The 13645-nt window shown below is 42.3% G+C and carries 12 protein-coding genes; all 12 read right to left on the reverse strand.

Features of this window, described 5'->3' with window-relative positions; all coding sequences use genetic code 11:
• Positions 1–11 precede the first annotated feature (11 nt).
• The 12 genes from GT674_RS13385 to GT674_RS13440 all read right to left on the reverse strand — a co-directional run bounded on the left by GT674_RS13385 (position 12) and on the right by GT674_RS13440 (position 13643).
• Positions 12–812, reverse strand: a complete 801-nt coding sequence (locus GT674_RS13385; protein ID WP_227240306.1) for a transporter substrate-binding domain-containing protein — start codon at positions 810–812, stop codon at positions 12–14.
• A 240-nt stretch (positions 813–1052) separates the two neighbouring features.
• The gene (locus tag GT674_RS13390) at positions 1053–2510 is read right to left on the reverse strand and encodes a C40 family peptidase (RefSeq protein ID WP_161286163.1); all 1458 of its coding nucleotides are present in this window, start codon (positions 2508–2510) and stop codon (positions 1053–1055) included.
• A gap of 211 nt (positions 2511–2721) precedes the next feature.
• On the reverse strand, positions 2722–4350 hold the full coding sequence (locus tag GT674_RS13395) for an N-acetylmuramoyl-L-alanine amidase family protein (RefSeq protein ID WP_161286164.1): 1629 nt from the start codon (positions 4348–4350) through the stop codon (positions 2722–2724).
• A gap of 248 nt (positions 4351–4598) precedes the next feature.
• Complete coding sequence (locus tag GT674_RS13400; protein WP_161286165.1) at positions 4599–5585, reverse strand: diaminopimelate dehydrogenase; 987 nt, start codon at positions 5583–5585, stop codon at positions 4599–4601.
• Positions 5586–5843: 258 nt separating this feature from the next.
• Positions 5844–6470 (reverse strand): J domain-containing protein, encoded by a 627-nt coding sequence (locus GT674_RS13405; RefSeq protein WP_161286166.1) that lies wholly within the window; start codon positions 6468–6470, stop codon positions 5844–5846.
• The gene (locus GT674_RS13410; RefSeq protein WP_161286167.1) at positions 6463–7308 is read right to left on the reverse strand and encodes a DUF5685 family protein; all 846 of its coding nucleotides are present in this window, start codon (positions 7306–7308) and stop codon (positions 6463–6465) included. Before GT674_RS13410 ends, GT674_RS13405 begins: the two co-directional genes overlap by 8 nt.
• Positions 7309–7343: 35 nt before the next feature.
• Positions 7344–7748, reverse strand: coding sequence for a hypothetical protein (locus GT674_RS13415; protein WP_161286168.1), 405 nt, complete (start codon positions 7746–7748; stop codon positions 7344–7346).
• Positions 7749–7805: 57 nt separating this feature from the next.
• Positions 7806–9008: a class I SAM-dependent rRNA methyltransferase gene (locus tag GT674_RS13420; protein ID WP_161286207.1), complete on the reverse strand. Its 1203-nt coding sequence runs from the start codon at positions 9006–9008 to the stop codon at positions 7806–7808.
• A 257-nt stretch (positions 9009–9265) separates the two neighbouring features.
• Positions 9266–10996 carry a DUF1002 domain-containing protein gene (locus tag GT674_RS13425; protein WP_243149130.1) on the reverse strand — a complete coding sequence of 577 codons (1731 nt, stop codon included), beginning with the start codon at positions 10994–10996 and terminating at the stop codon, positions 9266–9268.
• A 340-nt stretch (positions 10997–11336) separates the two neighbouring features.
• The gene (locus GT674_RS13430) at positions 11337–12101 is read right to left on the reverse strand and encodes a hypothetical protein (RefSeq protein WP_161286170.1); all 765 of its coding nucleotides are present in this window, start codon (positions 12099–12101) and stop codon (positions 11337–11339) included.
• 65 nt (positions 12102–12166) lie between these two features.
• A complete protein-coding gene (locus tag GT674_RS13435; protein ID WP_330585583.1) occupies positions 12167–13117 on the reverse strand; it encodes an HAD-IA family hydrolase in 951 nt (316 codons plus the stop codon).
• Between the two features lie 163 nt (positions 13118–13280).
• Entirely contained in the window at positions 13281–13643 is a 363-nt protein-coding gene (locus tag GT674_RS13440; RefSeq protein WP_161286171.1) for an ArsR/SmtB family transcription factor, read from the reverse strand.
• Positions 13644–13645: the final 2 nt, after the last annotated feature.

Below are 13645 nucleotides of genomic sequence, written 5' to 3' on the forward strand. Positions count from 1 at the left end.
TTGCTCCTCCTTTATGATTCGCTGGACAGAGGCTGTACAGAAATTGCCTCATCCATCATCTTGCTGTAATCATCTTCGGTCATCTCGCTTAAGACTCCGTTGATGGCATCTTTGAGTTCATCATTTCCTTTTTTCAGAGAAATACCAATGTTGATATCCTCATCAGATACTTCAAAAGCTCCCTCTGTATCACTAAAATCAAGAAGTTTGAAATCCGGATAAGCAACGCAGGCTGCTTTTCCTGTCGGCATATCGGTTACAACAGCATCACATTTGCCGGATTCCAGAGCGACAAGCATCGCCGGTGCACTTTCCTGTGCAGGAAGAATGTTGGCATCCGGGATCTGCGGCAGACAGGAATCATACCAGATCGTATTCTGCTGAGATGTCACAGTTGCTCCTTTGAGGTCTTCAACACTTGCTGCGTCTTTATAATCTCCATCCTCTTTTACAAGAGTGATGATAGATGCATAATAATATGGGTCTGTAAAATCAACCATCTGCTGACGTTCCTTGGTGATGGACTGTCCTGCAATGACACAGTCAACCTGTCCGGACTGTACTGCCGGCACAAGGGAATCCCAGTCAAGCTTTACAATCTCCAGATCATAGCCAAGCTCATCCGCAATCTTCTTTGCCATCATGACATCATATCCATATGCATAATCAGAGCTTCCTGAAATCTGTACCGCACCGTTGGAATCATCCGGCTGAGTCCAGTTGTATGGTGCATAACCGCACTCCATAGCAACCTTGAGTGTCTTTTTATCAGCCGCGCTTACACTCTGCACTCCAAATACTCCACATGTCATAGATGCTGTTACAGCCGCTACCGTCAACATTCTCCACATTTTCGTCTTCCTCATTTTCGTTTCCTCCTAAAATATACCTGTAAAGTAAAAAAAAGCGCACGGAACCACGAAGTGCCCCATTGCGCTTTATGCCATTCTAATACTTTATTGTTGGAAAGTCAATCTTTTTGTTCTGTCAAAAGATATAGAAAATATAAGTAAAAAAACGGCAGCTTCTCGCCGCCGTTTTTATAAATTATTTTATGAAGGTCTTCTTACAGAAAGAATGGTTCTGTAAGTTGCATCGTTGCTGATCTTGATACCATCCTGGGAGTTGGATGCGTGAACGATCTGTCCGTTGCCCATGTAGATAGCTACATGACCGCCATAGCAGATCAGATCACCTGGCTGTGCATCTGCATAAGAAACCTCAGTTCCCCAGTTCTGCTGCTCGTAGGATGTTCTCGGAAGGCTGTAACCAAACTGTGCATATACACTCTGTGTAAATCCAGAGCAGTCCGCACCGCTTGTAAGGCTTGTTCCACCCCATACATATGGGTTTCCGACAAACTGCAGTGCATAGTCTACGATAGAAGAGCCAGAACCACTGGATGAGCTGGAAGAACTGGATGAAGTATCTACATCCTCCGGATTTACAGTGTTGTCACTGTCGATCACATTACCATATTCATCATATTCTACCCCATCACTGCTGTCAGATGTACTCTCGTCATCGCTGCTGTCGGTATTTTCGTCATCAGAAGAGTCTTCACTGTCAGAATCCTCATCCTCTGTGTATCCATCATCTTCTGTATACTCACCATCCTCAGAAATCTCTTCCTGATCTTCTTCATCAGTATTCTCATCATACTGATCTTCCTGATTTTCCTGCTCCTGTGCAGCCTCTTCCTCGGCTTCCTGTCTTGCAGCTTCTTCTGCTGCTGCAGCTGCTTCTGCCTCTGCCTGACGTCTTGCTTCTTCCTCAGCTGCAATTCGCTCTGCCTCAAGCTGCTCGATCTCTGCCTGCTGCTGAACGATGAGGTTGGAATACTCTGTCGCCATCTGCTGTGCATATGCAATTTCATTGTCACAGTCAGCAGAATTAGCTTTCTTAGTATCAATCTGTGTCTGAAGGTTTACTGACTCAGACTCATATTCCTGCTTCATGCCTTCCAGCTCAGCCTTCTCCTGCTTATACTGATCACCAAGCTGTGTTACCTGTGCGATTGTATTTGCATATTTCTCAAGGCTCTGTCTGTCATACTCATACATCTTCTGTGTATATTCTGCTTTTGTCAGAAGATCAGAAAGATTCTCTGCATCCATCATCATCTGGAACCATGCAGCATTGCCGCCCTTCTCATAGATATACTGGATACGCTCTTTCATTGCTTCGTACTGCTTTGTCTTTGCATTCTGTGCTTTCTCAAGAGCAGTCTGTGTAGTCTGAATGTCAGTTTCTTTATTGCTGATATCCCCTTCAAGGGTCTGAATGGAAACCATGACATTTACAAGATTTGCATCCAAAGCATTAATTTCATTCTGTAACTGCTGCTTTGCTGAATAAAGCTGATCAATCTGTGCATATGTAGCATCCAGCTGTGCACTGGTAGCTGCCTGTTCTTCTCTCAGCTCATCTTCTCTTGACGCGCTTACACTGACAACCTGTGCTGCTGTCATCATTAATGCCAACGTCATGCAAACAATTCGTTTCTTCATGTTTTCACCTCATAATCTAAATCTATCTATTTTGTAACATTTCCGAAATATCTTATCGAACTTCTTTTACATATTAACATATCGTTCTCAGGAACGCAAGAGTAAATAATTAAAAATTTTAAAATTTTGTAACATTTATTAAAGAATACGAAAAAAAGAGAGACGTTCTTCTGTAACAAAAACGTCTCTCTTCTATATTCAATATTTAGCTTCAACTGTAAAGATCCGCAAGAATCTGTGCAGCTGTCTTGTTCTTATATCCCTCCGGATCAGAAAGTGTACTGCTGTACCATCTCAGATAATTACCTCTTCGGATATAGTTACCACAGGATGTATGGTAATTATACTTTGTAAATCCTTTATATCTGGACATATAAGTCTTGGCAAGTGCTACTGCCTGACTGTCATAATCTCCACTCGGTGTGCAGGTTCCTGCAAGCTGGCAGCCAGCCTGCGGTGTGGAATGAATAACTACCGCACTCTTATCCGGACACTGTCCGAGAATGATCCAGGTATGCCCGTCATCATAGCCAATATCTCCCGGCTGCATCTTCCAGCCACTCTGTGACAGATAGTTCTGATTTACAATCTTACCCCATTTCAGAGTATTCTGATAATAAGAACCGATATCTCCTGAGACAACTGTATAACCACCGCTCTCTCCTGATTTTGTGTGCATGACCTGATAAGATGCCCAGCCTACAAATCCGGAACAATCCAGACCCTTGGCTCTGTTTGCATCACTTAAATCTCTGTAATTATTGTAATCATAATTGCTGTTCTGACTATTATACCAGGAAATCCATGTCGGACTTACGCCCTTTCTGTTGGAATCATTCCAGCCTCCGCCCCATACATACAGAGCCTGACCTACCGGCTGCAATGCTCCTGCAAGATAATTCTTGATCGTTCTTGCAGAGGTCGGTGTAGTTGGACCTGAATTAGAAGATTCCTTATAAGAATCTGTCAGCACTCCATTTGAATCAAACACATAATACGTACCATCGATCAGCTTTTTGCCCGTTGTTATTGTGGTGGTACTTGGATCAATATAATATTTCTTGCCATCAACGCTTATCCATCCGGTACTTACAAGTCCGGTTTTGGGATTAAAGTAATATTTCTTGCCATCAACACTCTTAAATCCCTTGTACATAACTCCTGTATTCTTTGCGAAATAATAGCGACCGCCTTTACTGTTCTTGAGCCATCCCGTCGCCATTATGTAAGTCTTGCCACGAAAATAACGCACATTTCCATTGGCTGCTGTCAGAAATCCGCTCTTGGTTGCACCAGTGCTTCCATCAAAATAGTAATAATAAGAACCAATTTTCTTAAGTCCTCTGTACATCACGCCATCTGACGGTCTGAAATACCACTTCTGCCCTTTGCTGTTCTTCATCCAGCCGGTTGCCATTGTATAAGTACCGGGCGAAAAATATCTCACAACTGTCTTCGAAAATCTGACAAACCCACTGACCGTATATCCTGTAGAAGGTTTGAAATAATAGTAGTTTCCTCCGACTTTCTTAAGCCCCTTAGACATAACTCCTGTTTTGGAATCAAAATATCTCTTCGGCCCTTTGGAGCTCTTCTGCCAGCCTTTATAAAGAACTCCAGTCTTTGTATTCAGAAAATACTTATTATTGCCAAGTGTAAGCCAGCCCTTGACCCTCTTACCATTCTTATAATAGTAAGTCTTGCCGTTGATCGTACGAAATCCTGTTATCGCTGCTGCCTGGGTTTCTACGGTTGTCGCCTGCAATGTAAAACCAACTGCAAAAAGCATAATTCCCAAAAGAATGCCCCAGATCCCGGCTCTTTTACATACCTTCTTCATATATTATCCTCTTTCCGAAAAATTAGGTGGTAACTGTCCGGCATACAGTTCACTGTCCTCCGAATAATTACATTCATTGTTACTTTTTTCGTTATATTTTTTTACAATATTATTACAATACCATGTAGGTATTATATCTCAAGATTTCCTGTACGTCAATACATAAAAAAAGGCAGGAATCTGCACCAAAGTATTGTTACTGTTACATAAAATACCTTTGGTACCGATCCCTGCCCTTAAACTTTTTATTAAAGAAGATGTTTACGAAGTTCTGCTCCATCCTTTGCACTTAAGTAAGCCGGTGCAACATCAAAAACTGTCTTGCAGCCTTTCTGTCCTTCCTGGCTCATGCGATATGCAGCTCTTGCATAGGCAACGATGACAGAAGAAGTGAATTCCGGATTGGAGTCCAGCTTCAGGCTGTATTCGATCACATGGCTGTTCTCATCATTCCAGCCTGTTTTACCGGAACGAATAACAAATCCCCCATGTGGAATACCACTGTGATCACGTTTCAGTTCTTCTTCAGAAATGAAATGTACGGTTGTATCATAGTCAGCAAAGTAGTTCGGCATGGTTTTAATCTCATTCTCGATACGGGCAAGATCTGCACCCTCCTCAGCTACTACAAAGCACTCTCTTGTATGCTTCTGTCTTGTTGTAAGATCCGGATTTTCTCCGTTTCTTACAGATTCCAGTGCTGCTTCCACCGGAATTGTGTACTGCTTGCCGTCCTTTACTCCATCAATTCTGCGGATTGCATCGGAATGTCCCTGACTTACGCCCTTGCCCCAGAATGTATAATCCTTTCCATTGGTAAGGATTGCATTCGCATACAGTCTGTTCAGAGAAAACATTCCCGGGTCCCAGCCTACAGAAATGATTCCAACATGTCCGCTCTCAGAGGCTGCCTTGTCTACATTTGCAAAATGCTCCGGTACCTTCGCATGGGTATCAAAGCTGTCTACAACGTTGAACCACTGTGCATATTTCGGAGTCTGCTCCGGAAGATCTGTAGCACTTCCTCCACAGAGAATCAGAACATCTATCTTGTCTTTCATTTTTTCTGCTTCATCTACATGGTAAACAGCTGCTGTCTCTGTAAGGATTTTGACAGTTGCAGGATCACGGCGTGTAAAAACTGCTGCAAGTTCAAGATCCGGATTATGTTTGATCGCACATTCCACGCCTCGTCCAAGATTACCATAACCTAAAATTCCAATACGAATACTCATCTAAAAATTTCCTCCTGTACTTCTCGTTGTACGTTACTGTTCACTCCGTTCACAGCAACTTGGTCAAAATCCATTCCAGATTACCCTCGGTGATAGGATTTTGCCCCGTATATACTTTATCACAGCAATACAATAACATGATAATATCACAGCCTTCAAATGTCAATCCGTTCATTTATATTTTCTTTGTAACTGTTGTTACTGTGTTACTGTTCATTCCGTTCACAAGAACCTGGTCAAAACTGCCAAAGAACTTTCTCAACAGCAGAATACACCTCCGCCAGGACAGCACAGCCCACAGAGCATATTTGCAAGACAGAGCTTCATGCAGTAATCACTTCCATCCATTGGCATTCCGCCAAAAGGATTCTGCTGTTCCTGATACCAGGTCCCGCCGCCTTCCATTCTCTGAAGGAGCATTCGATACTGCATATTGTCCGGTTCCATATTCACAGCAGTACGGATGTCATTGAGTGCGTTGACATTATTGCCAAGCCCCATATTTGTCATAGCTGAAAGATAATACCATTCACCGTTTCTGTTCTTCAGTGAAGACAGTACATTCATTGCCTCCTGAAAATGGCGACTCTGGATATAATTGGCTGCCGCCTGTCGACGGATTGCCTCCTCATCCTGATATCCACTGGTCTGACGACCGGTAAATCCACCATATCCGCCTCCATAGGATGAGCCATATTCCTTTTCTTTCATAATCTGCTCATAGGCCTGCTGAACTTCCTTGAACTTCTCTTCCGCCTGTTCTTTGTTTGGATTATTGATATTGGCATCCGGATGATATTTCCTGCTCAGTCTCCGGTATGCTTTTTTGATTTCTTCATCGGATGCATCCCTGGATACCCCAAGGACACTGTATGGATCAAACATGTTCTTTCTCCTGCTCTTTCTTCCTTTTGCCGGATACTGCCTCAAATCTGCACCAGACTCCGGAATACAGAATATTCCGCAGTATATCAGTATATTTGATGATAGGAAGCTTTTCGAATTCCCGGCAGACCTCTGCCATCATCATGATCAGCATCTGTCGTACTTCCTCATCAAACCCTTCCATTATATACCTTGTGGAAAAGGGATTGTAATTTCCCTTTTTGACATCATCTTCTACATCATCATAAGCATCCATAAGATAAATAAATTTCCCCAGAAAAAATCCCATTCTGCGAAGTACAGGTTCCCACATATCTTCCCTGTATGCAAAAATCTCTTCCATGATCTTTCCAAAGCATCCGGAAACTCGATCAACATCCTGTTCTTCGGATTTTTCCATTTCAGAAAGCTCATGCAGAAGAGAAACAATACGGTCAACCTTCCTGTACCATCTCTCCTCCGCCTTTTTTTCTTTCTCTCTTAGAAGCTTTCCATACAGAAAGCTCAAAAGTTTCTTCTCATCTTTCCAGTCATCCTCACATTTATAATATGCCAGAAAAACATTCATATCTGCTGCATATTCTGTGACAGCATTTTTGCGGACGGGCTGCTTTCGCACAGGATGAATGACACACCGTGTTGTTCCCTTTCTCGTCGGAGGCTCATAAAGCCCACTCAGAAGAAGAATCACAAACGTCATATCATATGTCAGGGATATCTGTCCTGTAACCCCATAGCGTTCTCTCAGTTCCCGGCAGAGACCGCAGTAAAACGAGCGGTACAGGTCAAAATCTTTGAATTTGATTTCAGGCTTGTTCATTACTATATAACCAAACATAGAACCTCCGGCCATACTCTGCCCTCACCAGGCATTCAGCTTTTTTTGATAAACTTCTCGTGACATTTCGGACAGTCGATTTCTATCCTGCCCTTGCCCTTAGGTATACGGATCTTCTGTTTGCAGTTTGGACAGGAATAAATATGGTATTCCTTTCTCTGCTGCATAAGATTCTTTTCACGACAGAACCATTGTCTTATACCGGAAGTGATCGAAAGATATTTCTGATTCTCGGCATAACGTTTCTGTATATCTCTGGAGAGCATTCTGTAATAAGTATAAAGAATTGCCAGAAGTCCCAGCGTATCACACGCTGCACCCACTCGATTCCGTATAAACATAGACAGAATGATTGCCACAAATGCAAAACCCATCGTGAATTTTGCAAATGCATCTACACCATAACGTCCTTCCATAAACTTTATAAATTTTTCTCGCATGCAAATCCCTCTTTCTTTCATGCTGACATCAATAATTCCAACATCAGATTCCTTTTTTTATCTGTCATTACATACCTGGAAGATGTAGAACTTAAGATAATAAGATTCGTCGGATGACCACAGGATTGGATGATCCGGAGCCTGTGTCCTGTATTCCACCTGACGCAGTCTCTTATGTGCACTTCTTGCAGCCTGTCCGATCGTCCTGGTAAACAATTCATAATCCATGAAATGTGAGCAGGAACAAGTTGCCAGAAATCCTCCGTCCCTGACCAGTTTCATACCTCGAAGATTGATTTCTCTGTAACCTTTGACCGCATTTTTGATGGAACTGCGGGATTTTGTAAATGCCGGTGGATCCAGGATCACAACATCATATTTCTCATCATCCTCCGCCAGCTTCGGAAGCAGTTCAAAGACATCTTCACAGATAAATTTAACCCTTCCCTCCAGACCATTTAACCTGGCGTTCTCCTGTGCCTGGCGAACTGCCAGCTCTGAGGCATCCACACCTGTAACTTCTCTTGCTCCTGCAATTCCTGCATTCAGTGCAAAGGACCCTGTATGTGTGAAACAATCCAGAACTCTTGCATCCTTACATAACTTCTGAATCGCAAGACGATTATACTTCTGATCCAGGAAAAATCCGGTCTTCTGTCCATCCTTGACATCAACCTGATATCTGACACCATTTTCAACAATTTCAACCAAAGTTGGGAATTCCGGTCCGATAAATCCCTTGTGAAGCTTCATTCCTTCCTGCTTGCGGACCTTGGCATCGCTTCTTTCATAAATACCGCGGATTTTGATTCCATCCTCTGCAAGTACGCTCCTGATAAGTTCCAGGATCATTTCTTTCCAGCGATCGATTCCCAGTGCCAGAGACTGTACAACCAGCACATCCTCAAATTTGTCAACGGTAAGTCCCGGTAAAAAATCAGCTTCGCCAAAAATCAATCGACAGCTCGAAGTATCCGTTACCTTTTTTCTGTATTCCCATGCATCTCTTACTCTTCTTTCAAAAAAATCTTCATCAATCCTCTGATTCTCATCTCTTGTTAGAAGGCGTACCGTAATCTTGGAATTCGTATTGATAAAGCCTCTTCCCAGCGGATATCCGTCAAAATCATGCACCAGCACGATATCTCCGTTTACAAAGCTTCCCATGATACTGGAAATCTCATTATCAAATACCCACATTCCACCAGATTTGAGAAGTCGACCCTCTCCCTTTTTCAGTGTAACCACTGCAAGACTCATATTATTTCCCCTTTCGGCTATCATTCTCTATCATTTTCCCAGTAAAAAGATTTCCTTTTATTCTATCACAGATGTTTTTAGATTTCCAGTTTTTCACAGACCTCACAGAAAAAACTCATTTTTATCGAGTGAATAACAAAGTAAGCTAATTTCCCGTAAAACACAGAAAACCGCAGTCTCCCAAACATTCAGGAAACTGCGGTCACCGGATTCATTCATTAATATCTATAACGATTAAATACACTCCTAATCACGGATCAATATGTTTCTTCGTTATAGGTTTCTTCATTATAAGACTCTTCATTGTAGGATTCCTCGTCATAAGAAGCTTCTCCTGCTGACTCCTGCTGTGCAGAATCATCTGTGGTTTCTCCATAAAGCTTCTCAAAGAATTTCATCGTATCATTGTACAGAGTCTGTCTCTCATCGGCTGTTCGTGTCACAAGAATATCATCTGCTGCCGGCTCAGTTTCAATGCTGAAGATCTTCTTCATATCATTGTTGATCATATTGAGCTGTGCAGTCATATAAACATCTGTATCAGCCGGTACATAAGAAACTCCGCCATCCTTAAGCACATTCAGATAAGCTTCAAGAACCTTTCTGGTAAGCTTAGCAGCTGTATCTGCGTCAAGTGTAACTGTCGGCTGCTGTGCGTTTTCTACTACAGCCTGCAGAACTGCAAGATCTCCTTTATACTCTCCCTGACAGAACTGCTTAGCCTGTTCGAACTGTGCCTTGGATGCATCATCGAGAGAGTCTGTATTTAAAGCATCCTCTGTTCCTTCTGTGGTTGTCTGATCGGAAGAATCCGTATTCTCCTCGGTAGTCTCACCATTAGATTCATCTGTGGAACCTGTCTCTTCACCGTTTTCCTCCGGAAGTCCTGTTCCATCATCTGAACTGCTGTCAGATCCATCCGCTGAATCTGTCTCTTCCGGTGTTTCTGATGGTTCTTCATAATAGTCATCCTGCGTGCCGTCCTCTGTGGCATCCGGAATACCCAGACCCTCATCAGAACTGTCAGAATCATCACCATTCTCAGATTCTGTCATTCCAGTTGCCTCTGCCATTCCTGCATCCTCTGTATAAGATTCCTTGACATCATCCCCCAGAACATCTGTATTCACATCTTCTGTAATATCTTCGCCATCGCTGGAATCTTCGTCTGCCATATCGTCTTCTGACTCAGAAGAGTTGTCATCATCTGAAGTCTTATTCAGATTCTGCTGAATACTTTCAAGTGTCTGCTTCATATCCTGAATATCATAGTTCTGCTGCACGATTTCCTGAAGAAGTGCTGTGATAGTAGTCAGTTCATCAGAACTCAGAGAAACATTATTCTGAACTGCAATATTGTTGACAATATTATAGATCTCATCTGCATTCTGAACATTGTCACCGATGATCTGAAGCTTTGCCTGGTTGATGATGTTGGTCGCATTATCACCGCCAACCTGCTTTGCAACATCTCCGGTAACTACTACCTCCTTGGTTGCCAGATCCTTCTTGGTAGAATCAAGCTGCTTACCACTGGCTGACTCATAGGCCATCATAACGCCTGTAAGAGCACCGGTTCCGGAAACCTCATAAGGGCAGGCTGCAACAGCCTCACAGTTGGAAATACCTGCTGTGGAAAGTGCATTGGCAAGCATATTGCAGGTTACATAGTTAAGGTTTGCTGTACGCACCTTGATACCGCCGGACTGTGTTGGCTTTACATAAGCACAGCTTAAGGTTCTTGTACCAATCTGTTCACTGGAAATATATTTGCCGAGATAATTTCTCTCATCCTGATTGTTTACTGTAATGATCTGAACTTGATTTGCATCCGCCTTGAAATATTTCATCATGGTATTCTTCTGCTCATCTGTCAGATCAGCTCCCAGCGTTACTACCTTTGATGCATCGGCCATTACCGGCATCGGGGTACTGACTGCAAGACACATGCTGCACAGTGCTGCTACGATCAAGCTTCTTTTTTTCATATCCATTCCTCCATTATAATGTGATTCGGCAGATCAAAATCTGCCTTCATAATTCTTCTTTAACAAGTGTCTTCATTATACCACAACATTTTGCAGAATTGTATTTTTAATTTCATTAACTGTCAATGACCTGTTTTTGCATATTTACATAATGGCACCTGCAGCTGCTATATCCGAAATCCAGAAAGTTGCTGTTTTGTTGAACGGTATCGCAAACAGGACCACATTTTACACAATCATAACAATACCTGCAATATTTCCCAGATCATTGTTTACACCGAAGATTCCGTGTTTACTCATTTTAAGAGCAACATAATGGTAACTGTTCACAGGTAATATTTCAGGAAAATGAATTCGTCTCGATTTCATTTATCTCTTCCTCTAATAAGGCTATCTCTGAATAAATAGCATTGATTTTATTTTTCTTTTCATCAATGGACTTCTGTGCGTTATCGCGTTCAGTCTCTGCCTGTTTCCGTGTCTTATCACTTACTTTTCCTATAAATCTTCCAATAAGCAGATTAATGATCGCATAAATAATTCCCGCAGGAATGGCAATCACTACAAACCCACAGCATAACATAAACACACCAAATGCTATCACACACACAACCAACATAGCTACAACGCTCAGTATGTTTCCTATATCCAGTCCTCCATCCGTCTTAAGCCCCCAGAATTGTTTAACAGCATCCCACGTTATTTTTCCATCAAATCCATATCTGTAAATTATATAGACAATCAGGGATATACAAATAATCCATGCTATAGTCGTTGTTTTTTTATCTGCTTTTGCATCTTTTTCTATCAGTTCCCTGCGTTCTTCTATAATTGTATGTAATGTATTTATTTCATTTTGCTCTTTTGAAATTTCATCCTTCATATATGCCACGGCACTTCTTAAATCGCTCAGCTCTTTCTGACCGGCTTCCTCTGCCGGCTCCTTTTGCGTATTGTGGGAGATTCTCCATTTTTTTGTCAGCCTGGCAGAGACCTTCGCCAGTGTTCTGTGATATATATAATCCATTGTTCTGCCATGCCCGCATTCTGCACAGATTTCTACCATATCTTCATTTTCTTTTTCACAACGTATGCATTTCCACATGTAACTTTACTCCTTCGTTTCTCTTGTCCAATATATTCCCCGCATTTTTTCAGTGTCATTTTTGTTTATTGTTTCAGGAAATGATCCATGTTAATTTCTGTAAATGACCGTATCACTGGATACTTTGTCTCCATATCTGGTTCTTTTTCCTGAGTATACCAGATACCTCGAAGACCGCTGTTCCAGGCTCCTTCCACATCTTTCTTGTAATTATCACCGATGAATGCACATTCAGCCGCCTGTACACCGGATTTTTCCACACAGATTTCAAAAAGATGCGGATGCGGTTTTTCTACCCCTGCCTCTTCACTTGTAACAATGAAATCGATGTATGGGGAAGCGCCGATCGCCTCCAGTTTCCTGTACTGGATATATGCTGTCATATCGGTTCCGACTCCAATGCTGATTCCACATTTCTTCAGTTCTCTCATAAAGTCCAGTACACCGGGAGATGGCTTTAACTGACGAATCAGTGTATCCCAGTATGCATGGTACATATTCCGTGCATGCGGAAAAAGCGGTTTTTCCCAAAGTTCAAGCATACATTGCATACGCAGGAGACGGCTGTGGATTGCAGCTGTGTCTGTACCGATTCTGCCAATCATGATCTCTCCTGCCTTTTTGTAACAGCTTTCCATTTCCTGTTCATGGATTCCAAAAGCACTCTCACAATAATCTGCCAGTGCCTTCATTCCGTATACATGATTTTCATCATAGCTGTATAAAGTATTATCAATATCAAAAATCACTGTTTTTATGGAAGGTCCGGAATCTGAAGTGTTTCCTTCTGAAGAAGCAGTTACTGCTGGTGTCCGGACCAGATCCTCAAATTCCATCTGAAGACCGGATGCGATCTTGCACAGAACACCAATGGATGGATTTGCCTGACCTCTTTCGATCTGTGCCAGCATGCTCTTGCTGACCCCTGTCCTGTCAGCCATCTGATCCAGGCTTATACCCCTGTACTGACGAAATCTCTTTAAATTTACTGCTATATTATTTGCTAAATAATCCATGGCCGTCATCTCTTTCTCTTAAGTAACGAATATTGTTATGCTGCTTTCCTGACTCTTATCTTACCTTATTCTTCTCTGTTTGACTATACCAAAAATGCCGGCATATCTCTGTTTTGGTACAGACATATGCCGACATTGACTGACTCTGTTCTTCTGTGAATGATCACTCCAGGATATGCTCTCTTCCCATGGAAATGATCATTCGCACATGGTCATCTGCCAGAGAATAAAAGATAGATTTTCCTTCTCTGCGGTTCTTAACCAGTTTGTTCTGTTTGAGGATACGGAGCTGATGGGACACTGCTGACTGAGTCATATTGAGGACTTTTGCCAGATCGCAGACGCATACCTCTGATTCAAACAGGACAAACAGGATGCGGATACGGGTAGAATCTGCAAAGACCTTGAACAGATCTGCCAGATCATATAATTCTTCCTCATCCGGCATCGTTTCATTTACAATCTTGAGCAGGTCCTCATGTATCTCCTCACATTCACAGCTGATCACTTCTCTTTCTTCTGCCATAA

This window comes from Blautia sp. BIOML-A1 (assembly GCF_009883055.1).
GTDB lineage: Bacteria > Bacillota > Clostridia > Lachnospirales > Lachnospiraceae > Blautia_A.

Coding starts and splice junctions, on each gene's coding strand:
- GT674_RS13405 (WP_161286166.1), bottom strand. CDS start 6,470: ATGTTTGATCCATACAGTGTCCTTGGGGTATCCAGGGATGCATCCGAT.
- GT674_RS13425 (WP_243149130.1), bottom strand. CDS start 10,996: ATGAAAAAAAGAAGCTTGATCGTAGCAGCACTGTGCAGCATGTGTCTT.
- GT674_RS13420 (WP_161286207.1), bottom strand. CDS start 9,008: ATGAGTCTTGCAGTGGTTACACTGAAAAAGGGAGAGGGTCGACTTCTC.
- GT674_RS13430 (WP_161286170.1), bottom strand. CDS start 12,101: ATGTGGAAATGCATACGTTGTGAAAAAGAAAATGAAGATATGGTAGAA.
- GT674_RS13440 (WP_161286171.1), bottom strand. CDS start 13,643: ATGGCAGAAGAAAGAGAAGTGATCAGCTGTGAATGTGAGGAGATACAT.
- GT674_RS13410 (WP_161286167.1), bottom strand. CDS start 7,308: ATGTTTGGTTATATAGTAATGAACAAGCCTGAAATCAAATTCAAAGAT.
- GT674_RS13400 (WP_161286165.1), bottom strand. CDS start 5,585: ATGAGTATTCGTATTGGAATTTTAGGTTATGGTAATCTTGGACGAGGC.
- GT674_RS13415 (WP_161286168.1), bottom strand. CDS start 7,748: ATGCGAGAAAAATTTATAAAGTTTATGGAAGGACGTTATGGTGTAGAT.
- GT674_RS13435 (WP_330585583.1), bottom strand. CDS start 13,117: ATGGATTATTTAGCAAATAATATAGCAGTAAATTTAAAGAGATTTCGT.
- GT674_RS13390 (WP_161286163.1), bottom strand. CDS start 2,510: ATGAAGAAACGAATTGTTTGCATGACGTTGGCATTAATGATGACAGCA.
- GT674_RS13395 (WP_161286164.1), bottom strand. CDS start 4,350: ATGAAGAAGGTATGTAAAAGAGCCGGGATCTGGGGCATTCTTTTGGGA.
- GT674_RS13385 (WP_227240306.1), bottom strand. CDS start 812: ATGACATGTGGAGTATTTGGAGTGCAGAGTGTAAGCGCGGCTGATAAA.